We start from the raw sequence: 24219 nt of genomic DNA on the forward strand, positions 1-24219 counted from the left end.
GGCGACGGCGAGCGCGTCGCAGCCGGTGCGCTCGACGAAATCGGCGGCCTGGTCGACGTTGGTATAGAGATCGGAGGTCTGGCCGTCGCCGTCCGCGGCGGTGCCCACGTGGCCAAGCTCTGCCTCGACGCTCATGCCAACGGAGTGCGCGACCTTCACGAGCTCGGCGACCTCCGCGACGTTCTGCTCATAGGGGAGCGAGGAGCGGTCGACCATGATGGAGGAGAAGCCGGCGCGCACAGCTTCGATGTGCTGCTTGAACTCGCCACCGTGATCGAGGTTCAGCGCCACAGGCACGCTCACGCGATCGGCGAGGTACTTCACGATGTGGGCGAGAAGGGTGATGTCGGGACTGGCGGAATAGATGAGATCGAGGATGATGGGCGAGTTGGTCTCGGCGGCAGCCTCGATGGCAGCGCGAGCGCTGTCCTCGTTGCAGATGTTGGGCGCGATGACGCCGTAGTGCCCCTCGCGGGACTTCTGCAGGATCTCGGTCATGGGTACGAGCATGGATTCCTCCTTCTCTCGAGATGGCAATAATGCCATCTCACAATAAGAACCACAGGTGATTGAGTAACCGTTATTGTCTCTCAATCCATCACATAGACTATTTCTCAGTTCTCTTTTGTGTCAATATAAAACTAGAAAATGTTTTAGTTTCATATTAATATAACAAATAAAAAAGATACAACGTGAAGAAAAGACCAGCTAGAAGCAAGGTCGATTCGGGAACGACCGTCTCACTCGCTGTCGGTCTCGGGTATCTCCGCAGCTCCGTTGGCGATAGCGGCCTCCTGAGCCTCATCGACGACAGGCATGTTCTTCGGCTTCTTGACATGCTTTGCCATCTTGTTCGCCATGAGGATGACGTCGAGCGAGCTGATCAGGTTGCCGAACTTCGATCTGCTCATGCCTTTCTGTTGGAAGTATGCGACGTTTTTACCGCCGAAGTCTGCAAGGCAGCCGAACTCATTCGCGCGAACGCGCTTGAGATCTTGCAGAGGGTACGCGCCGACCTCTTCGCCATCTGCCGTCACGCGTACATAACTATCGGTGAACGTCGTGACGCATTTGGTATTGACGATCTTGCTGAGGGAGGATTTCCCGATCTTCTTGCGTTGTACGCGCGCCCAGCTCGTCGCGAGCGTCGAGAACCCTGCTACGACAACAGCGCAGATACCGAGCAAGATAATCTGATCCGGAAGCGCGAGAGCAAGCAGGATAAGAATGACGAGCATGGCCAGTGAAAGAACAGAGCTCATGCTCTTCAAGCGAACGCTACCATACAGCTCGCTAGCGTCATCAAGTGTTAGCTCTGTGGCGCGATACTTTGAGGTGAAGAGCGTTTCCTCTTCATGACGGTCAACACTGTCCTGACCTGCGGAACTCTTTTCAACAGTCGACATATTGCCACCCTTCTCAAGAAATAATGACTCTAGAATGTACTGTCATAGTGCATAATAACAGATAATAATGTATCTTATATACATGTCCATAGAAGAAAAAAATAGAACCATTTGGAGGAAAGATATTGACAAAAGAAAGGGATTATAACTACCGTATGTTAAGACCAGAAATAGATACAAGAGAAGCTGCCGATTAAGCATATAGAAGAATCATTCGTTTTTCTATCAAAGGTGCAGGTAATGAGGTATCCGCCTCGTTCGAAAGGAAGGAATTGAGATGGCTGAGAGCAACGTTGCAATGACGCGAGTCGATTTCCGCTTGGTTCACGGGCAGGTTGCAGCGCGGTGGACGCGCACGCTTGCCGCCACGAAGATCATCGTGATTGACGATGGCACCGCGAAGGATCCCTTCATGCAGAAGCTCTTCTCGATGACTGCTCCCGCAGGATCGAAGATCTTCGTCTATACCATCAAGCAGGCAATCGAGAAGTGGAACAAGAACAAGTTCGGCAAGGGCCCGATCATTGTCATCTTCAAGGATATCGCGAGCGCGAAGAAGGCTTACGACGCCGGCTTCCAGTATGAATCGCTGAATATCGGACAGGTGCCGAAGGCCGAAGGCCGTGTCCAGGCTTATAACACGGTGTGCCTTTCCGACGAAGAGCTCGATACGCTCGTCAATCTCGGTGACTCGGGGGTGGAGGTCTACTTCTGGCCCACTCCTGACGACAAGCGTGAAACGCTTGAAAACGTTGTCAAGAAGCTGCGCGGATAGAAGAAGGTGGTTGCGAAGAGAACAGGTCTTCATGAAGAGCGACGGGTCTTTGCATCCGCCTGCTCGGCAAGCAGTCTTATGTACGCATAAGACATCAGTGTTTCCTTGAAGGAGGTAAGCATGAGTTTAGGCATTGCCTTTATTGCCGCCCTGTACTACTGGTTCGCCTGGTGGGACATGGGTATGGTGGGCAACATCACCACGAACTGCACCTTTATCGGTTTTATCTTCGGTGTCATTCTTGGTGATGTGACGACCGGTATCATCATCGGCGCTACCATCAACTCGATGTATCTGTCTACGGTTGCTGCTGGCGGCAACCTGCCCAACGACCCCGCGCTTGCGTGCTGCATCGCGCTGCCGATCGCGCTCACCACGGGTCTCGACACGAACGCTGCGGTGGCTCTGTCCATCCCGTTCGCCGTTCTGGGCACCTTCCTTGACAACATCCGTCGTACGCTCAATGTGTACTGGAGCCGTCGCGCCCCCAAGGACGCTCGTGCGCTGAACATCAAGATGTTCAAGATCGATGCCATGTACGGCCCGATTGCGACGCAGTTCATCGTCCGCGTGCCTATCATCACCGCTGTGCTCTTCCTGCTCGGCTCGGGCGCCGATGCCATTATGTCCAGCATCCCCGCGTGGGTCATGGCTGGCTTCACCGCCATCGGCGGCATGCTCCCTGGCATGGGTATGGTGCTCTGCGCGACCATGATCGGCCGCACCGAGCTCCTGCCGTTCTTCGTCATGGGCTTCTTCCTGTTTGAGGTTTCCGGCGTTTCGCTCGTCGTGCTCGCTATCCTCGCCGCGATGGTCGCCATCGTGTACGTCATGCTCGCCTTCCCAAAGTCCGCTGTGACCGACGATGACGAGGACGACGAGGAAGAGGAGCAGATCGCGACTGCCGAGCAGCACCTTGGTGGCGCTTTCGACACCGCGTTCCAGATCAAGACCGCTATGCGCGTCCTGTTCTTCCATCGCTTCTCGAACAACATGGAATCCCAGTTCGGCCCCTCCCTCTGCAACGCCCTGTATCCTGCGCTCAAGCGCATTTACGGTGACGACAAGGAAGGCCTTGCCGAGGCTCTCGAGCGTCATACCCAGCCCTACATCTCCGAGATGACCTGGGGTAACGTGATCATGGGCGTCGTACTCGCCATGGAAGAGCAGAAGAAGGCTGGCGCTCCGATCTCCGGCGAGGACATCACCGCCGTCAAGTCCGGCCTCATGGGCCCGTTCGCCGGCTTCGGCGACAGCCTGAACTGGGCGACGATCGCCCCGCTCATCCGCGGCCTGTTCCTGCCCTTCGGTATGTCCGGTAGCTTCATCGGCGTCCTCATGGAGCCCTGCGTCCGTCTGTACGCCATCGTGCTCGGCGGCATCACCTTCCACCTCGGCTACACCCGCGGCCGCGACGCTCTGACCGACCTGCTCCAGGGTGGTTGGTTCGAGAAGGTCATGACCGGTGCTGGCGTCATGGGTATGTTCATGCTCGGCGTTATGGCGAACAACTACACCTCCATCACGCTCGCTCCCGTGATCACCCTTGCTACCGGTGAGTTCGTCCTCAACGACCTCATCAACAGCGTGGTGCCCGGCCTCCTGCCGTTCATCCTCGTCATGTCCACGTTCGCGTACCTCAAGAAGGGTGGCTCCTTCATCAAGGCCCTGCTCTTCATCGTGGTGCTCTGCTTCGTCTGCGCGTTCCTCGGCATCTTCTAGTCGAAATAACGTGTCGGATGTAGGCGCCCTTGCCCTGTGCGAGGGCGCCTTTTTTATCATGTAGGAGGGATTCGAATCAATGAAAGGGGCAACCATGTCGAAGCATCTGCTATGTCCGAGTATGAACTGCGCGAATTTCGACTGCCTTCGTGACGAGGTGCGCGAGCTCACCGAAGCTGGCGCAGATATCTTCCACCTGGATATTTGCGACGGAGAGTTGGCTCCGCGCTGGTCAATGGGAATACGCGACGTGCAAGCCGTGCGCCGCAACACCGATGCCCTGCTCGACGTGCACCTGTACTGCTATCATCCAACGCCCTATATCGAGGAGTTTGCCAAGGCCGGTGCGGATATCATCTACGTGTTCCCCGAGGCGGAGCACTTTGCGGCTACGGCGCTTTGCATGATCCGTGAGTTGGGCAAGGCTCCCGGCCTTGCCGTCGGTTGGGGCGCGTCGGTCGAAGCGCTATCCGGGCTGCTTCCGCTGGTGGACTACGTAATGGTAAACGTAGCCAACCCGGTCTCGAAGAAGCGGATCTTCATGCCCTCCGCTTGGACGACGCTGCAGAAGCTCGTCGATGCGCGCGAGGCGTTGGGTAATCCGTACAAGATTCTCATCGATGGCGCGGTATCGCCCGAGGTTATCGTACGCGCGGCGGCAATGGGCGTAGACGGCTTCTCGATGGGTACGCAGTGCCTCTTTGGCCAACCGGGAACATACGCGGAGATCTTCCAGCGCATCCGTGCCTCACTTGGCGACGAGTAACACACGAAATATAAGAGTGGACGAAGTATCCATGTTGCAATAATTATAAGATGTACTATTATTGCAACATGGATAACCTACATCATATAAAGAAAATCGAGGAACTCGCCTCTTCGGAAGGTGGCGTGTTCACAAGCGGCCAGGCTGGGCGCCAGGGAATCCCCCTCTATGCGCTGTCCTATGCTCACAGGGCTGGCCGCATCGAGCGTGTGGCTCACGGTGCCTATCGACTTTCGTCTTCGATCTCGGATGGGCTCGATACGCTGCGTGCTGCATATAAGCTAACCGCTCCGCGTGTGTTCACCTATGAACGGATGGGATCCGGGTTCGACGGCGTTGCAGCTCGAGGAGCATCTGCAGCATATGTGCTCGAAGTGGGAGACATACGGCCGCGCCCGTGGGATCTTGCGGTTCGCCAGCGGTTTAACAGCCGGATGAAGGATGTACGGTTTCGGGTTGAATATCTGGAGCGACAGGATGTAACGTGGGAGTCGGGGCTGCCGGTAACGAGGCCGGAGCGTACCATAGCCGATCTCCTGCGCGATGACTGGGATGTTTCGCTCGTTTGCGACGTCTTCATCGATGCGGTTAAAAAATACGGTGCAACCTCATTCGATATGCGCTACCTGCAGGAACTTCTTGGAACAGCTGGTATGGAGGCTCTTTTAAGCGCGTCCGGTTTATGTGATGATGGACCCTACCAGTTGATTGCGCTCGACAATGGCGGGCATGTTGCAGTATCCGAGGCAAGGTGATGGTGCTGTACGCATCTCCTAAGGCTCTTGAAATGGCTGTCAAAGAGGCGGCGAAGGCGTCGCCGTTGAATACGAGTGAGGCCATTTCGAACTTCTACTACCATCGATTGCTGTATCGAGTGTTTTCCAATGGGAATTCGCCCTTTGTTCTGAAGGGTGGCCTTAGCGTGCTTGCCCGCACGCTCGATGCGCGAACAACTAGGGATATAGATCTTGTTACCGATCAGCTCGATATCGATAAGGCGGTCAAGGAGCTTATCGAGCTTGTTTCGTACGACGCGGGCGACTTCATCACCTTCGAGTTCATTTCGGATAGAGCTATCAAGCAGGAAGACGATTATCGCGCCGGCAGATCCGTTCTATTCGATGCATATCTTGGCGCAAAGCGCATCATGCCGGTTTCCGTCGATCTAGTGTCTGATGAGATTCCGCTCGAGTATATCGATATACTCGAGCCGATCGATAGGATGCAGGTAGGCGATTTGGATAGCTGCGACTATCCAGCGTATCCCGCCGAGCGCGCGATTGCCGATAAGGTGTGCGCTATCATCGAGCGCCATGGAGGCAGGCCATCGTCGCGGGTTAAAGACTTCGTGGATATCATCATCTATGCCATGTCGGTCGATTTTTCATACAACGCGCTTGTCCGTGCATTGTCTCGGGAGGCGGCATCGAGGCACCTTGCACTAGGGGATGAGTTTTTGCTTCCTGCTGAGTGGGGAGCAATGCATGAGCGGCAGTATCGATCTCTGTTTGTAAATAATCGTCTGTTCGAAGCGGCACCTTCTTTTGAAGAAGGGCTTGCTATAGCGAAACGATTTCTCGACCCCGCCATTCGAGGGATGGATAAGTGGGAGTTCTGGAGCCATGTAGAGCTTCGATGGCTCCCTGATGGATGCGCGTGAGCGATACGAGCGATTATCTCGCGATGACATTGTGAAAGAAGACGATGCGGGGAGCAAATAGATAACGTCGACTCATGTTGTTGTGGAGTAACTCCTGCTATGCGTGCGCGGCGTGCGATGCTTCGGACTTCCAGGTGAAGACGAAGTCCATGACGTCGGTGTTCGCATGGAGATCCGAGTACTTCACCGCGCGCCCGGAACGGTCGTGCGTAGTGCTCTGGATAGAGAGCAGGGGCTTGCGCTGGCTAACGTTTAGGAGCTGAGCCTCCTCCTTTGTGGGGAAGATGGGCGTGAGCACCTGCGAGGAAAACGCGATGTCGATGTGGAACTGCTCCTGCATGATACGCAAGATGGATTCGTGCTCGAAGATGAGGGGATTAAGTCCCTCGAACATATCGGCGGGGAATACCGTGAGTCCGTAACCGTATGGCACGTTATCGATCATGCGCAGGCGATGCATACGTATCACGGAATCACCGGGATTGAGGTCAAGCCTAATCGCCTCTTCGGGCGTGGCGTCGGTGATCTCTACAGAGAGGATTTTTGCCGAGGGCTCGCGGCCGGTCTCGCGCGCTGCGTCGAAAAGGCTGAGGTTGCGGATCTCACTGCTCTTATTAACAGGGCTTTTAACAAAATGACCGCGCTTACCCCTGTGTTCGGTGGAACCCGACTCACAGAGCTCTTGGAGCGCTTTGCGCACGGTGGTGCGGCTCACGCCGTAGCGCGCCATGAGCTCACTTTCGGTCGGAAGTTTCTGTCCGGGAATGAGGGTGCCGTTATCGATGGAAGCCTGAACATCGAGAACGATCTGATAGTACAGGGGTTGAGAAGAGGTCTGTTCTGTCATACCAATGCCTACTCAGTGGATAAAACGCCTTGTAACGAGTTTAACACAGCCGCTCACGGATGCTGAGGTGGGTGAATCAAATTCTGATACTTTTTGATGGAAATGTATCAAATATTGTTGTTTCTATGTCACGAGATAAGTTGTAAAAACGTAATCGATATTTACGCTCAGAAAGTATATATTAGATACAAGCTGGTAGCTAAATCGACAAAGGAGGATACCGTGGATCTGAATCTGAAGGGGAAGACCACCATCGTTACTGGTGGCTCGAAGGGCATCGGCGCCGGAATCTGCGAGGTGTTCGCTCAGGAAGGCTCCAACCTTGTGATCAACTACCATAGCGATGCCGCTCCTGCCGAGCAGATGTGCCGTGACTTTGCCGAGAAATACGGCATTAAGGCCGTGTGCGTCAAGGGCAACGTGGGCAGCGAGGAAGACGTCAAACGGATCTTCGATGTGGCCGAGGAGAATTTTGGAACCGTTGATGTTCTCGTGAACAACGCCGGACGCGGTGGCACAAAGCTCGTTCAGGACATGACCATCGAGGAATGGAACGCGTCGCTTAACGACAACCTCACCGGTCAGTTCCTCATGTCGCGCGAATTCGCTCGCCGCATCATCCCCACCGGCAAGCCCGGTTCGATCGTGAACATTCTCTCTAAGGCAACCAGGACCTCCACCACCAAGGGTCGCGTGGGCTATGTTGCGAATAAGGCTGGCGAGGAAGGCCTCGTGCACGCGCTCGCCGTGGACCTCACCGAGCACAAGATTCGCGTGAACGGTGTGATGCCCGGCTTCGTGCTGGCGCACACCCTTCTCGACCAGCAGCAGAACAATCCCGAGGAGTTCGAGCGCCGCGTGAACCGCGTGCCCATCAAGCGTGTCGGCCAGCCGTGGGAGATCGGCACCATGTGCGCCTTCCTCGCGAGCGACAAGTGCGAACTCGCCGTGGGCACCGTCGTCGATATGACCGGCGGACTGCTCTTGGGCTTCTAGTTATGTCGTTGGAATCCAGCGTCATCTGTTGCGATCTTGACGGGACGCTCCTTACCTCAAGTAAGGGGATCACGCCGTATACGCGTGAGGTGATTGCAGAAGCGCGCGCTCGCGGGTGCCGCTTCTGCCTTGCCTCCGGTAGGAGTCCGGGTGTCATCAGGGCGTATCACAAGATGCTCGGCCTCGATACCCCCGTTATAGCTCACAGCGGAGCGGTCGTCTGGCTTCCAAACGATGGTCGCGTGCTGTCCGAGCGGCGTCTTCCTCAGAAACCCGCTCTCGACTACATCGACTTTTGCATTGAGGAGGATCTCGACTGGAAGCTCTTCACCTTTGATGCCGTGTATTATCCGTCACGCGAAGGCAGGCATGGTTTCTATGAAGACTACAACGCCCTCGCCCGGAAATATGGTGTGCCGGAGTTCGCGTATCACGATGGACTTACGCGCGATCAAGCAGCCGAGCTTGTAGCGCATGATGCATTTCGCATTTCTGTCGTTAACCCAACGGAGCGGCAGAGGAGCGTGCTGGAAGCGCATGCTGCCGCGCATGCCGAGATGACGTTCGTCTATTCGATGCGCACGTCGTTCGACGCGCTTCCGCTGGAAGTAAACAAATGGCAAGGCGCCCTGAAGCTGTGCGACTACTTTGGAATAGATGCGAGCGAAGTTGTGGCATTCGGTAATGACGAGAACGACATCGAGATGATCCGTAACGCTGGTCATGGATTCATCGTCGAGAATTCCGACTCCAAGCTCTTGGCCTGTCAGGCCACCGTTATTGGTAGCAACGACGCGGATGGCGTCGCACATGCGATCCGCTCGTTCGTTCTACAGGAACAGTAAGAACCGCTAGCAAGGAGGAACAAGATCATGCAAGATTTCCAGTTCTATAGCCCCACGCGCTTCGTCTTCGGCCGTGGAAAGGAGAACGAGGTCGGCGAGATTCTCTCGCAGGCTGGCGCCACCAAGGTCATGCTCTGCCACTACGGCGAGGGCGCCGACTACGAGAAGCCCATCATCGAACGCGTCGTTGCGTCGCTCGAGAAGGCCGGCCTCGCCTATGTCGACTTCGCCGGCATCCAGGCGAACCCCTCCGCAGATCGTTCGCAGGAGGGCGTGGAGATCGCCCGCTCCGAGGGCGTCGACTGGATGCTGCCCGTGGGCGGCGGCTCGGTCATCGACACCGCCAAGTACATCGCCGTGGGCTACTACTACGAGGGCGATATGTGGGAGGACCTCTACGCCGGCAATGGCAAGGTCGAGAAGGCGCTTCCCGTCTGCACCATCAACACCCTGCCCGGCACGGGTTCCGAGGGCTCGAACAGCTCCGTCATGGGCAAGGGCGTGCTCAAGCGCTCGCTCAACGACGACATGATCCGCCCGAAGATCGCCATCATGGATCCCGAGCTCGCCTTCACGCTGCCCCCGTTCCAGACGGCAAGCGCTGCGGTCGACATCATGGCCCATGCGCACGAGCGCTACTTCACCATCACGGACGATAACTTCCTCACCGACGGCCTGGGCGAGGCGGTCATCAAGACCGTTATCAAGTACCTGCCCATCGCGCTCGAGGATCCCACGAACTACGAGGCGCGTGCGCAGCTCCATTGGGCGAGCGTGCTCGCGCACAACGACTCCTGCGGCGTCGGCCGTGGCTTCGTGGACGGCACCGTGCACGGCATCGAGTCTGAGATCGGCGGCATGTACCACTCCGCTCACGGCGCCGGCTGCGCGTGCGTGACGCCCGCGTGGATGAGCTACGTGTGGAGCGAGCATCCCAGCCGCTTCGTGCGCTACTTCGAGAAGGTCTGGGGCGTCGAGAACGACCCGTTCGACCAGGAGGGCATGATCAAGGAAGGCATCAAGCGCATCAAGGACTTCTATGTCTCCGTGGGCATCCCGGTGCACTACGGCGAGCTCGGCGTGAAGGAAGAGGACATCCCCACGCTCGCCTCGACCGTGCGTCGCGGCCCGGACGGCATGGCCGGCCATTTCAAGAAGCTCTCCACCGAGGACATCATCAACATCTACGCCCTCATGAAGTAGCTTCTAGCCATAGCTGGGCTACGGCAAGCGCCGGCTAGACGCAGTGTTCTAGCCGGCGCTTTTTATTGAGCTGAAGTGCTGTGCCGCGGGCACAGCCGTTTTGGTGCCTACCAGTTGAAGCGGAAGACGTAAGGCGTGACGTCGGTGTTGATCCACGACCGCGTGAAGTCGACGGGCGTACGGTCTTCCTTTGTGCAGACCATCGTGGTCTCGAGCAAGAGCGACCGAACGGGAATCTCGAGCAGCTCGGCCTGTTTCTTGTTGGCGGTTATGGGAACGACCTTGCGTACCGAGTTGGTAATCGTGATGCCGTAGCGCCCGCGGTACACCTCGATGAGGGAGGTGTCAGTGAGTTGCCAGGGATCAAAGTCGGGGGCATAGCGCTCGGGAATGAAGGAGTGGGTGATCATAATGGGGACATCGTCCGCATAGCGCAGGCGGTGAATCTCGAACGCGATGTCGCCTGCTTCGCTCCCCAGGATGTTGCGCAGCTCACCGTCGATCTCCCGGCGTGCGAAGTAGAGGATCTTAGATGAAGGCTTGACGCCGATCCTTGCGAGTTCGGCAGAGAGGCTCAAGGGGTGGTCGAGATCCATGAGGCGGCTGTAGCGAACGTAGACGCCCTTCTTCGGCCGGCGTTCGACAAGTCCCTCTGCTACGAGCTCATCGATGGCACGACGAAGCGTTGCAGTGCCCACATGGTAGGTTTCGCAGAGCCACTTCTCGTTGCCCAAGCGCTCGCCATAGCGGTACTTCTGGGCGAGAATGTCGTTCTTGATGTCGTTATAGACATTCAAGTATTTCGGATTTGGCGAAGCAGTTGTCATCGATACAAACTTTCATTCGAGCGAACGGAAGCAGATGCATACCATACAGCAGTATAGACGTTCGAGCGAGAATTCGGCATCGCCGTGCAAACCAAAGCCGAGAAATATCGAAAAGAGCGAACTAAAGAATCCGGATACGTTCCCACGCTCCGTAGCAGAAAGAGGGGGCGTGGCGCGTGGCGATACGACGCGCATGTCACGCCCCCTGGGAACGGTGGACGCGCAATTACAGCATGTTGCCGCCACTCACATCGACGATCGAACCGATGCACTGGCGAGCCCGGTCGGAGCACAGGAAGGCGATGACGTTCGCGATATCGATGGGCTTGGCGAACTCACCGGTGGCAAGGAGCTTGCGATTACGCTCCGTGCGCGGGTCTCCATCGGGGTAGGTATGCTCGGTCTGGACGTAGCCGGGCACGACGCCGTTAATGTAGATACCTTTCGCGGCATATTCGTGCGCTGTGCCGCGCGTGAGTCCGGCGACACCCGCCTTTGCCGAGATGTACGAGGTGTTGTTGAAGCCATTTGTAGTGAACGCAGACTTCGAGACGAGGTTGCAGATGCGTCCGCCGCGATCATGCTCGCGCCAATAGGTGATGACCTCGCGACTCATGAAGTAGGCACCATTCAGGGTGATCTCCTGCACGCTGCGCCATTCCTCGGTGGTGAGCGTATGGAATTCCTTCTGGATCGACCCCTTGGCAGCGTTGTTCACCAAGATGTCGACGGTGCCGAAGCGCTCGAGTGCGGAGGCGACGATGCGTTTCACGTCGTCCTCGTTGCTGATGTCTCCGCGAACGGCGAGCGTCTCTACGCCGTAAGTGTCGGCGAGCTCTTGCGCAAAATCCGGCCCTTGGTTGCTATCGACGAAGTAGTTCACCACCACGTTGGCGCCTTCTTCGGCGAACAAGCGGCTCGTGGCACCGCCGATGCCCTCGCTACCGCCCGTGACGATGACAACTTTTCCTTTAAGTCCCAGATCCATGACATCCTCCTCAACAAAACGGCCGCGCGTAAGCGCGCGGTCGCGGAGGACGCGGTGCGGTTTCAACAAGATAGGCAACCTTTTTGTACCACAGGATTACAGCGACAACAAGCGCGATTTCGCAGGTTTCACACGCCTACTCATAGTGGCATGAACCTTGCTTGCTAGGTGAGTGCGGGCGAAACGGGATGCGAGGAAATGCGGCGGACGCGGCGTGGTTTCCAGATAGACAAAGCGCATCCCGTGCGCCTTTGATCGGACGAGGAGAGGAGACGATCCGCCGTATGAAGCGAATCGATCGAGTCCTTGAATTCGTGAAGAGCGAATACGAGTCTACGGGTGCGGGGGTAACTGCAACACAGGTCGCTGAAGCTCTTTCGTGTTGGCCAAACGATGCCTCAGCCGATTTGAATCGGCTGTACGAGCGCGGCGATGTCGAAAAGCAAGGCAAGAAGCCTGTGTATTACTCACCGACGCAGACTGTGGACGAGCGTGACGCATCGGTTTCCGTGGACGACCCGTTTGCTTTGGTGGTAGGTGCCAACGGGAGCATGAAAGCTCAGGTTCAGCTTGCGAAAGCGGCTATAACCTATCCGCCCCATGGATTGCATACACTCATCAGTGGTAATTCTGGTGTGGGTAAGACGCTGTTCGCCGAGACCATGTGGAAGTACGCGAAAAGCATCGGGGCGTTCGGCGGGAAGGACGTTCCATTCGTCACGTTCAATTGTGCCGAGTATTCCGATAATCCCCAGCTGTTGTTGGCGACGCTCTTTGGGTATGCGCGCGGTGCATTTACCGGTGCTGTGGGAGAGAAGGAGGGCATTGTCGAGGCTGCGGATGGCGGCGTCCTCTTTCTCGATGAAGTGCACCGTTTGCCCCCAACAGGCCAGGAAATGCTATTCGTGCTCATCGATAAGAAACAGTTCCGCAGGCTCGGCGAGACACGAGATCGCACCGCTGAACTCATGATCATCTGCGCCACGACGGAAGAGCCTTCGAGTGCACTTCTCACGACGTTCAAGCGGCGCATACCCGTGCAGATCAACTTGCCCGACTTGGACGAGCGGCCGCTGCGCGAGCGCGTGGAGATGGTCGAGTTCTGCTTCACGCGGGAGGCGGCGCGTCTGCAGACGCCGATTTTCATCGCAGGGAAAGCGCTAAGACGCTTCGTGAACGGAAGATATCGCGCAAATGTCGGCGATTTGAAGAACGCGGTACAGCTTGCCTGCGCGAACGCGCTTTTGCGTGAGCGCTTGGATTCGTATCGCACGATAGATGTTCTGCGCATCGATGCCTACGATATCATGCAGCCGTTTGTGAACGAATCGAGTGAGGTCGCCCGGCTGAACCCGTTGCTCAAGAACGAGGTCTTCAAAGAGGGCATGATGATTCAGCCCGGCCAACAGCGTGAGGGTGCGGTGCTGGCGGCGGAGGACGAATCGGGGCAGGACATCTTCGATTTCCTTGCGACGCGCGTTGGCCAATATCAAGAGCTATCGCTTGCGCCGGAGGACATCGCCTACTTGCTTGCTCAGGATATTGAGACCTATTGCGAGAACGAGATCTCGATACTGCTTTCCGACACCTGGCAGGAGCGCGACGCCTTGGAAAGCACGCTTTCTAGTGAGGTTATAGAGGCCGCTGGCTGGCTTATCGCTCGCGCGGGAAGATACTTCGATAAAGATTTCTTCACGGCAACATCGACAGCGCTTGCGCGGCATCTCCAAGGAGTGCGCAGGCAGCGGAGGGCGACGCTCAGCCTCGATGCCGGCAGCCTGTTGAGGCTCGATCAGATTGTGCAAGAGCGCTACCCAGACGAAGTGGCATTCCTAGGTGAGCTGCAGCCCCAGCTCGAACGGCGCCTAGGCGCGATGCTGCACGATCAAGATTTAACAATTCTTGCGGTATACCTCGGCATTGCAAACAACCTTACCGTTACCACGTATGCGGTTATCGTCGTCGGATTCGGCGTTGGGTCTGCGAGCGGAACGGCACGATTCGTGAACACCCTGCTCTCGACGCATCATATCTATGCCGTTGACGTGACGAGCAGCATGACCGAGCCCGATATCATTGCCGCCATTGAGGCCCTGCTTGCAAAGATCGTTCCCGTAAAGGGCGCGCTCATCCTTTCCGACATGGGTGCCGTTTCGAACGACGAGCAGAAGCTCCGGCGCCTAACGGGTGTCGAATGCATCGTGCTGCCCAGCGTGAGCACAGAGCTCGTCATGGAAGCGGGAAGGCTTACGCTTGATCCCGAGAATAGTCTTGCGCAGATTGCGGAGCGCGTCGCGCAGCGGTTCTATTCCTACGTGCGCTCTGCGTTCAATCGCTTCGACCTCGAGCGTGCGGATGATGCTCTTGCGAAGAGAGGCGCGGGACAGGATGTCATCATCGTGCTGTGCACGACGGGGGTGGGGACAGCCGAACGGGCGAAGAACATCTTGATGGAGAACGTTCGCCGTGCTCATGAGTTCACCGTTGTATGTGCAAGCGCAGTTGACGGCTTCGACAATGCCATGGCGACCTATGGCGACCGGGTCAAGCTCATCATCAGCAACCTGCCTGTGCAGCTCAAGCACACGATACCGGTGCTACCTCTTGATCGTTTGTTTATGGAAGAGAATCTACACCTCATCGACACCCTGCTCGGCCAGATCCAGCGTTTCGACGAGGCTCAGAGCTGGGATGAGGACGGCCTTGGAATTACGACGCGCGGTCATGCGCGGCAGCTCATCGAGCGCCAACTGCCGAATCTTGCACCGCACCTCATAGGTCGTGATGCGATCGGTGCGGTAGAGCGGCTCGTGGATGAGTTCGATCGGGGGTATTTCGATGGTGCTATGCCCATCGACCTCTATACCAGCCTGTTTATCCACTGCTTATGTATGTTTGATCGCGCTGAGGAGGGCGAGGAGGTTCAGATGCCGCAAATCTCGGAGCGGGAACGGGCGCGTTGCGAGCGCCGCATCCCATCGCTGCTGCGAATGCTTCGAGACACCGCTTCCGAACTCGGCATATTTGAAGTCGCTGAGGCGGAGGCGTACTACCTCCTGCTCAGTTTCCAACAGGCTATTGATGCCGGGGCTTCGTGAGGCACGACTCGTAGTGGCATGAATCTTGCTACAAGCACAGGCGAACAGCTCAACGGTTTCAATCGAAGGGAACGATATGACTGTACAGGAAAAACCGGCCGTAATCGTCGTCTCGCATGGAACGCTCTGCGAGGGGCTCGTTTCCGCGACGTCGATGATTTACGGGCAGCTCGACCGCGTCGAGGCATTACCTTTGCGCGTTGGCATGGATCCAGAAGAGTATCTCGGCGAACTTCGTGATCTCGTCGCATCATACGGCGGAAACGTTGTCTTGCTCGCCGATATCATGGGGGGAACCCCGTTCAATTCAATCATGAAGCTTGGTCGTGAGCTTCCGCTGTATGCCGTGGCCGGTATGAGCATGCCGCTTTTGCTTGCTGTGCTTGAATACCGCGAGGCTGGATCCGATCCAGCGACAATTTGTGCCTCGGCGTCTGCAGATGGTGCGAGCGCGGTAGTCGATATGACGCCGAAGCTGAAGCAATTCCTGGATATGGCGAACGAAGAAAGGTGATCGTATGAAAACGGTATCGGTAACCGTCATCAACCCCTCCGGCCTGCATGCTCGTCCTGCGAGCCTGCTCACACGCGAGGCGGCGCAGTTTTCATCGACGATTACGCTTGTGACCGATGAGGGCGAGTACAACGCCAAGTCGATTCTAAATGTGCTTTCCGCCGGTATAGCCTGTGGCACGAAGATCTCTATTCGAGCCGAGGGAGAAGACGAGGATCAGGCCGTCGAGGCGCTGTGCGCCGCAATAGAGAGCGGGCTGGGAGAATAAGACAGCAAAGCGGCATGGAGCTCGAGTTTCGGCAGCGTCATGCGCAGATCCTGTCGATGCAGATGCAGCAATCGCTGCGGATCCTTCGCATGAGTGAAATCGAGCTTCTTTCGTATATAGCGCAGGTTGCGGAAGAGAATCCACTTGTCGATCTTGAGCAGGTCGACGAGATAATAGATGATGGCGTACGCGAGTTTGACGCGTTCGAAGCTGATTCGCTGGGTGATGCCGCCGAAGATGATGATGGGAACTACGGATATCTTCGCGAAAGCTCCGAAACAGCTGAAGATGTGTGGGATATGCGCCGCGCCGCCGCATCTCTTCAGGACGATTTGATGTTCCAGCTTGGTGCGCTCGACGTCACTCCTTCTGTTGCGCGCGTTGCTGAGTTCTTGATTTACAGTCTCGATGAGCGCGGATACCTGCCATTTTATCATGAGGAACTTGCAGCTGATTGCGGCACGGACACCGCGTTAGTAGACTACTGCATCGGCCTCATACAAGGATTCGAACCTGCTGGTGTCGGCGCACATGATCTTCGCGAATGTTTGATGCTGCAAGTCCCACCAGACAGTCTCGAGGCTCGCGTCATTGCCGACGGCCTAGATGACCTTGCCTGCGGGTGCATTCGATCACTCGCGGAGCGCTATGACGTCTCAGAGCGAGATATCGATATAGCTCGCGCTGCGATTGCGGCGCTGAACCCTTTGCCTGCTCGCGGTTATCCGGGAGATGATATCGCCTTCGCGATTCCCGAGGTGGTCGTATTCACTACGGGAAGAGATCTAGACGTGAAGTACTGTGGTCGCTTTTCCGAACCTTTAAGAATCGTTGAGTTTCCCGTGACCATCCCCGGTACCGAAGCGACCGATGTTTCAGCGTATCTTGATCGTCATCGCGAGCAGATTCGCTGGCTCAATCAAAGTATGAATATGCGCGCACGCACGCTTCTCGCGTGCTGCCGCGCCATCGTTGCGTTTCAAGAGCCGTTTTTCCGCGGTATTACCTCACATCCAAGAAGCATGACCCTTGCTGATATTGCTCGTCGTGTAGACATGCATGAGTCGACGGTGAGTCGCGCCATGCACGGAAAGTATGTACAGTGCGAGCGAGGTTGTCTGGCACTCACGAGCCTCTTTTCACGGAGCGTTGGAGGCTCCGACGGTAGCCATACACAACGCGAGTTGTGTGACGAGATTTCTCGCCTCATTCTTGGCGAGGCAAAAGATAAACCCCTGAGTGATATGAGCATCTCGAAGATGCTTGCCGAGAAAGGCGTGCGCATCTCGCGGAGAACGGTGGCGAAGTATCGTGACGCGATGGGCATTCCCGCCGCTGCTGCACGCAAGCGGGGCTGATGCTTCCAACACGCCGGAGCCTAGAGGATTGCCGCTTACGAAGTATGCGCGAGAGTTAGAAATAGCGTTTTGTACAAGGTGCAATTACCGCTTCTTCTGCTTAGATGCTGCTTTGCTTTTGGCCGAGATGCCGTCCACATTATTTATGAGATGCGTCGTGGGTTTGATGGACTTGAAAAGATCGGCGATCGGCTGGAAGGGAAACTGCACCGTCGAGAGGGCGAGGGCTCCTGTGAGCTGTGAAAGCGCCGATGCCGCTTCAGGTTCCAGTGCAAGTTCGCGGCGTGCGTATGCCTCGGCGCGGCGTGTGACCGAGCATTCGAGCGGCAGGCAAATGAGGGCATAGAGGATGCCGGCGGCGTAGATGGAGATCCCTGCAAGCAGTCCGGGGCGCCATTGGGCAATCGCGCAGATCACGATGAGCAACGGCGCCACCATGCTCGCGAGGCGCAAGATGAACCCGACGAGGTTTTGCGCTTTGTAGACGCCTCGATGCCAATCGAAGCTCTGCGCCCTGCCCAGCTCGCGCAGTACCGTGCCGTATTCGAAGAGGTTCCTCGCATGCGCCGCCCTCTGTGCGATGTAGAGGGTGTTGCGACCCATATGAAAGACAACGCCAGTGCCCGTATGCTCGACGATGGAGCACGAGAGCTTCTCTTGTTCGCAATACGCACGCGCAAGTGCGAGCGGATCGGGGCATGAATCGCTCGTGGAGTTGCCTACCGCAAGTTTCGATGATTCACGCAGGTAATAGGACGAGAACAAAGCGATGACGATGCCGCCGACAACGATATAGAGCGGCGGGAACGATACGAGGGATTCCATCGGTTTCTTTCACTTCCCATACGTTAGGCATATGTCATGACGCGCTGTCACAACCATTTTTCTTGTAGCAAATGCCATGCCACTACGTTTCGCATGAGTAGTGTCGATGCTTCGCGAGCCATTTGCTCCAATGATAAGGAAGCTATTTATTTCCGCTGGTAGATGGTTTGTAAAAGCCAGTTGTGGCCTCCTTCGAACAGTAGTGGCACGCAAATTGCTGCAAAGGAGGGCATTGGTAACCTCCACGATTTTTACGAAGGGAGGAGGGTGATCATGGGGACGATTGTCATGACCCGAATCGACGCCCGTTTGGTACACGGTCAGGTTGCTGCGCGTTGGACGAAGTATCTGAACGCATCGAAGATCGTCATCGTGAGCGACCAAGTTGCATCCGATCCGTTTATGGTCGAGCTGTTCAACTTGGCTGCGCCGATGGGCACGAGCGTGATCTGCTATTCGCTCGACGAGGCGGTCGCGGAATGGGAGAAAGATCAATTCGGTGACGGAAGGATCATCATCCTGTTCCAAGATGTCCCGTTCGCGAAGAAGGCGCTCGAAAGTGGCATCGGATACGAACGCATCAATGTCGGGCAGGTGCCCGGCGGGCCTGGACGTCAACACGCCGTCGAAACGGTGAGCTTGAGTCAGGAGGAGTTCGAGATGCTTGCGGCAATCGAGCAGGCAGGTGTCGAGGTGTACTTCCAGTCCGTGCCCGATGTGGCAGAGACGCCGCTATCGAAAGTCGCGCCTAAGTTCAAAGCGTAAGTAAGGAGGAGAAGGCAGATGGAAGCTATTCTTGAAGCGTTGATGATTGGCGCGCTGTACTATCTCGCAGTGTGCGACATCACGCCGTGGAGCCGTGTGTTCTCGCAGGCGGTGTTCTACGGATTGATCTTTGGTCTCATCTACGGCGACCTCACCCAGGGTATCATCCTGGGCGCAACCATCAACGCTCTGTATCTGGGTTTGTTTGCAACGGGAGGCAACCTTCCGAGCGACCAGGGCATGGCGGCGTGCTTCGCCATTCCTATCGCGCTTAAGTACGGCTTGTCCGCTGAAGTCGCCGTCTCGCTTGCCGTTCCGTTCGGCGTCATTGGCACCTTCCTCGACAACCTCATCCGCACTATCAATGGCGTGTGGAACCGCATGGCTCAGAAGCACATCGAAGAAGGCAAGTACGGCATGCTCAAGTACGACGCCGTGATTCTGCCTACCGTGCTTCGCTTCGTGCTCAATACCATCGTGATGGCGATCATCGCTTATCTCGGCATGAGCAATGCAGAGCTCGTGCTCTCGTACTTCCCGGATTGGCTCATGCATGCCCTTACCGTTCTGGGTGGCGTGCTGCCTGGTCTCGGCTTCGTGCTCGCGACGATCTACCTCGGCCGCCGCAAGCTCCTCCCGTTTGCAGTGCTGGGCTTCTTCATCTACACCATCAGCGGTGCGAGCATCGTGGTGCTCGGTGTGATCGGCGCCATGATCGCGCTGATTTACGTTGGCATGATGGACGACAAGAAGGCTGTTGAGGCCTAAGGCCCCGAGAACCCAAGAAAGGAGATGCACTATGGCCGAGAACGAGACCATGACGGCGCAGCAGGATGCCCCGCAGATAGAAGAGCAGGCACAGCCCAAGAAGACAATCAGTTCAAAAGCGATGCGCAAGGCGTGCTTCCGCATGCTGACCTGGCACCGCGTCGCGAACAGCTTGGAATATCTCTATGGTACGGGCGTCGGGTATGCGATGATGCCGGTGCTCGAGGAGCTTTACGGCGATGATCCCGATGAGCTCAAGCAGGCTGCTCAGCGCCACATCGCTCCGTATATCTCCGAGATGAACCTCGGTAACTGCATTATCGGCGCAGCGGTTGCCATGGAAGAGGACCGTGCAAACGGTGCCCCCATTCCTGCTGAGCTCATTTCCGCTACCAAGTCCGGCCTCATGGGTCCCTTTGCGGGCTTCGGTGACACGCTGCTGTATGCGACGCTTGCACCCATTCTGCGTTCGCTGTTCCTCGCGTTCGCGCTTCAGGGTGCGGTCATCGGTTGCTTCGGCGAAGTGGTCGAGCGCGTGATCTGCTTCATTATTGGCTGGATCACCTACTTCCAGGGATACAAGCTTGGTCGCACGTCGCTGCTCACGATTCTTAAGAGTAACAAGATTGAGCAGGTGCTCGTGTTCGCGGCGGTTATGGGCATGTTCATGCTCGGCGCCATGGGTGCCCAGTATACGAAGCTCACCACTCCGCTTGTCCTGAACATCAGTGGTGGCGAGTACGTGCTCCAGGACATGATCAACAGCTTGCTGCCCGGCCTCATGCCGTTCACGCTGCTTGCATGCTGCTATGCCTACATGGCAAACGGTGGCAAGTATCTGCGCATGCTGCTGATCGTGCTCGTGGTGTGCATTGCGGGTAGCTTGGTGGGAATCTTCTAATCGAAATCTCGCACCTCCGAGAGCCCACCCGAAGCAGGCGGTCGACATCGCGTCGGCCGCCTGCTTGCGTTTCTGGCCAAGGTTCACGGCTCGGGCATCCTGCACCATGATTAAATATATTTAATTTCTTGAATCATGATGGAAGGCTGGGACTTCCAAGCCAGAGAGCGCTTAGATATTCCGCGAGCGCAAGAGATGGGAAGAACCCATCTGACTGATAATGCTTGTCGCACCCCTACAGGTACTCAATCTGCGCTCCGGCGTTGTCGCAGGTGAGAATGTGCGTCTCGCAGTCGGGGAACTGCTCGCGCAGGCGTACCTGGAGGAACTTCGCCACGATGGTGTCGTCGGTCACGGCCATGAGCGTCGAGCCGGAACCGGAAATCCAAAGCGTCTTCGCTCCGCCCTCGAGGCAGGTTGCGCGGATGGCCTCATAATCGGGAATGAGCGCGCGGCGATACGGCTCTTGCAGACGGTCGTCATTCGCGGCGGCGATGAGGTCGGTATTGCCCGTTTCGAGCCCGCGCGTGAGGCCGGCGATGCGCCCCATCTGCCACACGGCGGTGGAGAGCGGCACCTCTTGCGGCACCACCTTGCGCGCCTCGCTCGTGTGCACCTCGTACGGTGGGATGATGGTCACGAAGCGCAGGCGATCGCTCACCTCATAGCGTAGGCAGCGCGGCAGCTCGCCCGTGGGCGTGAACGAGCACACAGCGGCACCGAGGAGCGCCGGCGCGACGTTATCCGGGTGGCCTTCCATCTGCGCGGCAAGGGCGACGAGTTCATCGCGCGTCACCGTGCGGCGCGCGAGGGCGGCTGCTCCCATGATGCCCGCGACGACGCAGGTCGAGCTCGATCCCAGGCCGCGCGCGACGGGGATGTCGGTCTCGATGTGGATGGAGATGGGGAACGGCTCCAGTCCCCAGGCGTCAAGCGCCTGCACGAAGGCCTGGTAGACCATGTTGTCTTCGTTTTGGAACTCTTCGGGGCACCCCGTGATGGCGAGCGTGTCGGCATGGTCGAAGGTGAAGTGCGCATAGAGTGACACCGCCATACCGAGCGTGTCGTAGCCAATGCCCAGATTCGCGCTGGTAGCTGGTACGGTGACTTTGATCATGAGAGCTCCTTTGAGACCGTGGAGCCTCTATCCTAACAGGGCTTAGCTGAGCGTTGTCGCGCGCTAAACGAAATAACAAATTGATAATGTGGACAGTATGGAGGCGAATTGTACTACCCCATTGCTTGGCCAGATAGGTTGCTGCCGTCTACGCAAGGGTAGAATGCATGTATCGCGTAGACTTCGGTCGTAGGAAAGCGGGGACGTATGCCAGTTATCTCGCTCTTTTTCGGAATCAGGATCACCATGTATTACGACGAGCATAATCCGCCGCATTTCCACGCAGAATATGCGGGCAAATCGGTGTCCGTGGATATTCTAAATGGATATGTGACGCGTGGCGCCCTGCCGAATCGGCAGCTGAAATTCGTTCTTGCATGGGCGGAGCTACATAAAGATGAGCTTATGCAAAACTGGGAGCTTGCCTCTGAGGGCAAGCCGCTCAATCCTATCGACCCGCTGATGTAAGGGGGATGCCGTGGAATACTTGCCGCGTGTTGTTCAGGCGGTCGCCGGTGACGACTACACAGTATATGCTTACTTTTCTGATGGGTCGGTGCGGCGCGCAGACATAAAGCCTCTCATTGAAAAAGGCGGCGTGTTTTCTTGCCTGCTAGATAAGGAATTATTCATCGATAGGTTGACCGTTATGAATGGCGCGGTTGCGTGGGACGTGGCGGGAAATCGCGACGAGACTGTCTGCATAGATCTCGACCCATGGAATATGTATGAGAAGAGCGAGCTGGTCGATGACCCACTCGCTGAGGACGCCGCGTAGATTCGGAAACCTGTTGGGGTCGGGCACATCGTCTGCCATGAATTCTGCAGCGGGCGAAACAATCGAGGGCTGATTGAAGTAGCAGACAATATGCCCGCCCCCCCCACGCGGGCTTACAGCTTCAGCGTCGCCTGCTCGACGAAGCCTGCCATGCCGTCGATATCGACAACGTCGTTGTGCAGCACGGGTGCCTCTTGCAGGGAGGCGAGCTGCACGGGCGGCGTCGTGCCGGTGGCCTCGGCGAGCACGTCCATGCAGGCGAAGTCGTCCGTAGGCACGTCGAGGCCGATCGCCTCGGCAACGGCGCGCGGGAACTTGTAGGGGCTCGCGGTCGAGAGCAGCACGCGGGCGCGGGAGCCGGGCGCGGGCGCGACCTGCTCGAGCGCATGGTAGCCGCATGCGGTATGCGGATCCATCAGGTAGCCGTGGCTCTCCCAGCAAGCGTGGATCGCCGCCGCGACCTCATCCTCGCTCGCCCAAGCACACGCGAACACCTCCTGGATGCGCGCAAGCAGATCCTTCGGCACCTCATAGCGTCCAGTCTCGGCAAGGCTCTGCATGAGCGAGGCCACGAGTTCGCAGTCGCCGCCGCTCAGGTAGTAGAGCATGCGCTCGAGGTTCGACGAGATGAGGATGTCCATAGAAGGCGACGTGGTGGTGAAGAAGGGACGGTTGCGGTCGTATACGCCCGTGGTGAGGAAGTCGAAGAGCACGTTGTTCGCGTCGCTCGCCACGATGAGCTTCGCCACAGGGAGCCCGAGCAGCTTCGCGTAATAGCCAGCGAGCACGTCTCCGAAGTTGCCCGTGGGGACGCAGAATTCGACTTCGTCGCCCGTTTTGATCGTACCCGCGCGCAGCAGCTGCGCATAGGCGGCGAAGTAGTACACGACCTGCGGCACGAGGCGTCCCACGTTGATGGAGTTCGCGCTGCTGAGCGTCCAGCTTGCGTTACTCAGCCGTTCGGCGAGCGCGCGGTCGGCGAAGATGCGCTTCACGGCGCTCTGCGCGTCGTCGAAGTTGCCGCGCACCGCGCATACGTTGACGTTGCCGCCGGTCTGCGTGGTCATTTGCAGTTCCTGCACGCGGCTGACCTTGCCTTCGGGGTAGAACACGGTTATGCCGCAGCCGCTTGCGTCGGCGAAGCCGGCGAGTGCGGCCTTGCCCGTGTCGCCGGATGTAGCGGTGACGATCATGACGCGCTCGGCAGTGCTGGCAGCGCCGGAGCCGCTGGCGGGCGCGGCGCCGGAATTCGCACGCGCCATGAGCCGCGGGAGCATCTGCAAGGCGACGTCTTTGAACGCGCTTGTGGGGCCGTGGAACAGCTCGAGCACGGAGACGGGGGCGAAGGAATCGCACTCATGCGCTTCATTACGCCCAACGCCTGTCCCCTTTGTCATGCCATTGGGGACTGTCCCCAGTGGCAGGAGGGGGGTGACTTCGGGGCTTGCGAAGGTGCCGTCGTAGGCTTCGCGCACGCACGCGGCGATCTCGTCTGCCGTGTAATCAGGAAGTAACAATTGCAGTACAGCACGGGCGATGTCGTGATACGACTGTTCGGCAAGGCCTGTTACCTCGATCTTTTCCGAACCGAGCGTGTCGCAGACGTACAGACCGCCGTCTGGTGCCAGCCCTTCGCGAATCGCCTCCTTCGAGGTGCGAGAAATAGCCCGTGAACGTGTACTATGATACAAATTCATGTGGAAGCTCCTCGTGTACGCTGGAGTTCTGCCCATGTCATGGTATCAGAGCACGTCGCGCACGTGGTGGTAGGCACAAGAAAGGTAACCTTCTC

General features: G+C 57.3%; 25 protein-coding genes. 17 read left to right on the forward strand and 8 right to left on the reverse strand.

The window, feature by feature from the left end; translation table 11 throughout:
- Together QZ079_RS00345 and QZ079_RS00350 are read right to left on the reverse strand one after the other, a co-directional pair.
- On the reverse strand, window positions 1-510 hold a 510-nt coding region (locus tag QZ079_RS00345), incomplete at its 3' end, for a class II fructose-bisphosphate aldolase (protein ID WP_297033561.1).
- A 230-nt stretch (window positions 511-740) separates the two neighbouring features.
- Window positions 741-1406: a hypothetical protein gene (locus QZ079_RS00350; protein ID WP_297033563.1), complete on the reverse strand. Its 666-nt coding sequence runs from the start codon at window positions 1404-1406 to the stop codon at window positions 741-743.
- A gap of 277 nt (window positions 1407-1683) precedes the next feature.
- Here QZ079_RS00350 and QZ079_RS00355 point away from each other — a divergent pair, with 277 nt between their 5' ends.
- From QZ079_RS00355 to QZ079_RS00375, 5 genes are all read left to right on the forward strand, one after another.
- Complete coding sequence (locus tag QZ079_RS00355) at window positions 1684-2181, forward strand: PTS sugar transporter subunit IIB (RefSeq protein ID WP_297033566.1); 498 nt, start codon at window positions 1684-1686, stop codon at window positions 2179-2181.
- Window positions 2182-2301: 120 nt separating this feature from the next.
- Window positions 2302-3903: a PTS system mannose/fructose/sorbose family transporter subunit IID gene (locus tag QZ079_RS00360; RefSeq protein ID WP_297033569.1), complete on the forward strand. Its 1602-nt coding sequence runs from the start codon at window positions 2302-2304 to the stop codon at window positions 3901-3903.
- Between the two features lie 94 nt (window positions 3904-3997).
- Complete coding sequence (locus QZ079_RS00365) at window positions 3998-4669, forward strand: ribulose-phosphate 3-epimerase (protein WP_297033571.1); 672 nt, start codon at window positions 3998-4000, stop codon at window positions 4667-4669.
- 68 nt (window positions 4670-4737) lie between these two features.
- A complete protein-coding gene (locus QZ079_RS00370; protein ID WP_297033574.1) occupies window positions 4738-5424 on the forward strand; it encodes a type IV toxin-antitoxin system AbiEi family antitoxin domain-containing protein in 687 nt (228 codons plus the stop codon).
- Between the two features lie 32 nt (window positions 5425-5456).
- On the forward strand, window positions 5457-6329 hold the full coding sequence (locus tag QZ079_RS00375) for a nucleotidyl transferase AbiEii/AbiGii toxin family protein (RefSeq protein WP_297033577.1): 873 nt from the start codon (window positions 5457-5459) through the stop codon (window positions 6327-6329).
- 97 nt (window positions 6330-6426) lie between these two features.
- On the opposite strand, the gene QZ079_RS00380 is transcribed toward QZ079_RS00375, so the two are convergent.
- Window positions 6427-7176 (reverse strand): GntR family transcriptional regulator, encoded by a 750-nt coding sequence (locus QZ079_RS00380; protein ID WP_297033579.1) that lies wholly within the window; start codon window positions 7174-7176, stop codon window positions 6427-6429.
- A gap of 222 nt (window positions 7177-7398) precedes the next feature.
- On the opposite strand from QZ079_RS00380, the gene QZ079_RS00385 reads away from it, so the two are divergent.
- The 3 genes from QZ079_RS00385 to QZ079_RS00395 are packed head-to-tail and all read left to right on the forward strand — an operon-like array spanning window position 7399 to window position 10220.
- A complete protein-coding gene (locus tag QZ079_RS00385; protein ID WP_297033580.1) occupies window positions 7399-8172 on the forward strand; it encodes an SDR family NAD(P)-dependent oxidoreductase in 774 nt (257 codons plus the stop codon).
- Window positions 8173-8174: 2 nt separating this feature from the next.
- On the forward strand, window positions 8175-9017 hold the full coding sequence (locus tag QZ079_RS00390) for an HAD family hydrolase (protein ID WP_297033582.1): 843 nt from the start codon (window positions 8175-8177) through the stop codon (window positions 9015-9017).
- A 27-nt stretch (window positions 9018-9044) separates the two neighbouring features.
- Window positions 9045-10220, forward strand: a complete 1176-nt coding sequence (locus QZ079_RS00395) for an iron-containing alcohol dehydrogenase (protein WP_297033584.1) — start codon at window positions 9045-9047, stop codon at window positions 10218-10220.
- A gap of 107 nt (window positions 10221-10327) precedes the next feature.
- On the opposite strand, the gene QZ079_RS00400 is transcribed toward QZ079_RS00395, so the two are convergent.
- Window positions 10328-11047: a GntR family transcriptional regulator gene (locus QZ079_RS00400; RefSeq protein ID WP_297033585.1), complete on the reverse strand. Its 720-nt coding sequence runs from the start codon at window positions 11045-11047 to the stop codon at window positions 10328-10330.
- Between the two features lie 226 nt (window positions 11048-11273).
- Entirely contained in the window at window positions 11274-12035 is a 762-nt protein-coding gene (locus QZ079_RS00405) for an SDR family NAD(P)-dependent oxidoreductase (protein WP_297033587.1), read from the reverse strand.
- A 284-nt stretch (window positions 12036-12319) separates the two neighbouring features.
- Here QZ079_RS00405 and QZ079_RS00410 point away from each other — a divergent pair, with 284 nt between their 5' ends.
- The 4 genes from QZ079_RS00410 to rpoN all read left to right on the forward strand — a co-directional run bounded on the left by QZ079_RS00410 (window position 12320) and on the right by rpoN (window position 17273).
- Window positions 12320-15133, forward strand: coding sequence for a sigma 54-interacting transcriptional regulator (locus QZ079_RS00410; RefSeq protein ID WP_297033589.1), 2814 nt, complete (start codon window positions 12320-12322; stop codon window positions 15131-15133).
- A 76-nt stretch (window positions 15134-15209) separates the two neighbouring features.
- Window positions 15210-15647: a PTS sugar transporter subunit IIA gene (locus tag QZ079_RS00415; protein WP_297033591.1), complete on the forward strand. Its 438-nt coding sequence runs from the start codon at window positions 15210-15212 to the stop codon at window positions 15645-15647.
- A 4-nt stretch (window positions 15648-15651) separates the two neighbouring features.
- Window positions 15652-15915, forward strand: a complete 264-nt coding sequence (locus QZ079_RS00420; protein ID WP_297033593.1) for an HPr family phosphocarrier protein — start codon at window positions 15652-15654, stop codon at window positions 15913-15915.
- A 14-nt stretch (window positions 15916-15929) separates the two neighbouring features.
- Window positions 15930-17273 (forward strand): RNA polymerase factor sigma-54, encoded by a 1344-nt coding sequence (gene rpoN, locus QZ079_RS00425; RefSeq protein ID WP_297033595.1) that lies wholly within the window; start codon window positions 15930-15932, stop codon window positions 17271-17273.
- A gap of 84 nt (window positions 17274-17357) precedes the next feature.
- Here the strand turns inward: rpoN and QZ079_RS00430 are convergent, their stop codons facing one another.
- Window positions 17358-18098: a zinc metallopeptidase gene (locus QZ079_RS00430; protein WP_297033597.1), complete on the reverse strand. Its 741-nt coding sequence runs from the start codon at window positions 18096-18098 to the stop codon at window positions 17358-17360.
- 273 nt (window positions 18099-18371) lie between these two features.
- Here QZ079_RS00430 and QZ079_RS00435 point away from each other — a divergent pair, with 273 nt between their 5' ends.
- The 3 genes from QZ079_RS00435 to QZ079_RS00445 are packed head-to-tail and all read left to right on the forward strand — an operon-like array spanning window position 18372 to window position 20532.
- The gene (locus QZ079_RS00435) at window positions 18372-18863 is read left to right on the forward strand and encodes a PTS sugar transporter subunit IIB (protein ID WP_297033599.1); all 492 of its coding nucleotides are present in this window, start codon (window positions 18372-18374) and stop codon (window positions 18861-18863) included.
- An 18-nt stretch (window positions 18864-18881) separates the two neighbouring features.
- Window positions 18882-19631, forward strand: coding sequence for a PTS sugar transporter subunit IIC (locus QZ079_RS00440; RefSeq protein WP_297033601.1), 750 nt, complete (start codon window positions 18882-18884; stop codon window positions 19629-19631).
- Window positions 19632-19662: 31 nt separating this feature from the next.
- Window positions 19663-20532 carry a PTS system mannose/fructose/sorbose family transporter subunit IID gene (locus tag QZ079_RS00445; RefSeq protein WP_297033603.1) on the forward strand — a complete coding sequence of 290 codons (870 nt, stop codon included), beginning with the start codon at window positions 19663-19665 and terminating at the stop codon, window positions 20530-20532.
- A gap of 235 nt (window positions 20533-20767) precedes the next feature.
- On the opposite strand, the gene thrB is transcribed toward QZ079_RS00445, so the two are convergent.
- On the reverse strand, window positions 20768-21649 hold the full coding sequence (gene thrB / locus QZ079_RS00450; protein WP_297033606.1) for a homoserine kinase: 882 nt from the start codon (window positions 21647-21649) through the stop codon (window positions 20768-20770).
- Between the two features lie 207 nt (window positions 21650-21856).
- Between thrB and QZ079_RS00455 the strand changes: the two genes are divergently transcribed.
- The gene (locus QZ079_RS00455) at window positions 21857-22117 is read left to right on the forward strand and encodes a DUF4160 domain-containing protein (protein ID WP_297033608.1); all 261 of its coding nucleotides are present in this window, start codon (window positions 21857-21859) and stop codon (window positions 22115-22117) included.
- Window positions 22118-22127: 10 nt separating this feature from the next.
- Window positions 22128-22427 (forward strand): DUF2442 domain-containing protein, encoded by a 300-nt coding sequence (locus QZ079_RS00460; RefSeq protein ID WP_297033611.1) that lies wholly within the window; start codon window positions 22128-22130, stop codon window positions 22425-22427.
- Window positions 22428-22540: 113 nt separating this feature from the next.
- Here QZ079_RS00460 and thrC read toward each other — a convergent pair whose 3' ends face one another.
- The gene (thrC, locus tag QZ079_RS00465; RefSeq protein WP_297033613.1) at window positions 22541-24124 is read right to left on the reverse strand and encodes a threonine synthase; all 1584 of its coding nucleotides are present in this window, start codon (window positions 24122-24124) and stop codon (window positions 22541-22543) included.
- Window positions 24125-24219: the final 95 nt, after the last annotated feature.

The organism is uncultured Enorma sp. (assembly GCA_905210055.1).
GTDB lineage: Bacteria > Actinomycetota > Coriobacteriia > Coriobacteriales > Coriobacteriaceae > Enorma.

Bases quoted from the DNA above. Each gene is read 5' to 3' on its own strand.
- QZ079_RS00350 (WP_297033563.1), bottom strand. From the start codon at position 1,406: ATGTCGACTGTTGAAAAGAGTTCCGCAGGTCAGGACAGTGTTGACCGT.
- QZ079_RS00355 (WP_297033566.1), top strand. From the start codon at position 1,684: ATGGCTGAGAGCAACGTTGCAATGACGCGAGTCGATTTCCGCTTGGTT.
- QZ079_RS00360 (WP_297033569.1), top strand. From the start codon at position 2,302: ATGAGTTTAGGCATTGCCTTTATTGCCGCCCTGTACTACTGGTTCGCC.
- QZ079_RS00365 (WP_297033571.1), top strand. From the start codon at position 3,998: ATGTCGAAGCATCTGCTATGTCCGAGTATGAACTGCGCGAATTTCGAC.
- QZ079_RS00370 (WP_297033574.1), top strand. From the start codon at position 4,738: ATGGATAACCTACATCATATAAAGAAAATCGAGGAACTCGCCTCTTCG.
- QZ079_RS00375 (WP_297033577.1), top strand. From the start codon at position 5,457: ATGGCTGTCAAAGAGGCGGCGAAGGCGTCGCCGTTGAATACGAGTGAG.
- QZ079_RS00380 (WP_297033579.1), bottom strand. From the start codon at position 7,176: ATGACAGAACAGACCTCTTCTCAACCCCTGTACTATCAGATCGTTCTC.
- QZ079_RS00390 (WP_297033582.1), top strand. From the start codon at position 8,175: ATGTCGTTGGAATCCAGCGTCATCTGTTGCGATCTTGACGGGACGCTC.
- QZ079_RS00395 (WP_297033584.1), top strand. From the start codon at position 9,045: ATGCAAGATTTCCAGTTCTATAGCCCCACGCGCTTCGTCTTCGGCCGT.
- QZ079_RS00400 (WP_297033585.1), bottom strand. From the start codon at position 11,047: ATGACAACTGCTTCGCCAAATCCGAAATACTTGAATGTCTATAACGAC.
- QZ079_RS00405 (WP_297033587.1), bottom strand. From the start codon at position 12,035: ATGGATCTGGGACTTAAAGGAAAAGTTGTCATCGTCACGGGCGGTAGC.
- QZ079_RS00410 (WP_297033589.1), top strand. From the start codon at position 12,320: ATGAAGCGAATCGATCGAGTCCTTGAATTCGTGAAGAGCGAATACGAG.
- QZ079_RS00415 (WP_297033591.1), top strand. From the start codon at position 15,210: ATGACTGTACAGGAAAAACCGGCCGTAATCGTCGTCTCGCATGGAACG.
- QZ079_RS00420 (WP_297033593.1), top strand. From the start codon at position 15,652: ATGAAAACGGTATCGGTAACCGTCATCAACCCCTCCGGCCTGCATGCT.
- rpoN (WP_297033595.1), top strand. From the start codon at position 15,930: ATGGAGCTCGAGTTTCGGCAGCGTCATGCGCAGATCCTGTCGATGCAG.
- QZ079_RS00430 (WP_297033597.1), bottom strand. From the start codon at position 18,098: ATGGAATCCCTCGTATCGTTCCCGCCGCTCTATATCGTTGTCGGCGGC.
- QZ079_RS00435 (WP_297033599.1), top strand. From the start codon at position 18,372: ATGGGGACGATTGTCATGACCCGAATCGACGCCCGTTTGGTACACGGT.
- QZ079_RS00440 (WP_297033601.1), top strand. From the start codon at position 18,882: ATGGAAGCTATTCTTGAAGCGTTGATGATTGGCGCGCTGTACTATCTC.
- QZ079_RS00445 (WP_297033603.1), top strand. From the start codon at position 19,663: ATGGCCGAGAACGAGACCATGACGGCGCAGCAGGATGCCCCGCAGATA.
- thrB (WP_297033606.1), bottom strand. From the start codon at position 21,649: ATGATCAAAGTCACCGTACCAGCTACCAGCGCGAATCTGGGCATTGGC.
- QZ079_RS00455 (WP_297033608.1), top strand. From the start codon at position 21,857: ATGCCAGTTATCTCGCTCTTTTTCGGAATCAGGATCACCATGTATTAC.
- thrC (WP_297033613.1), bottom strand. From the start codon at position 24,124: ATGAATTTGTATCATAGTACACGTTCACGGGCTATTTCTCGCACCTCG.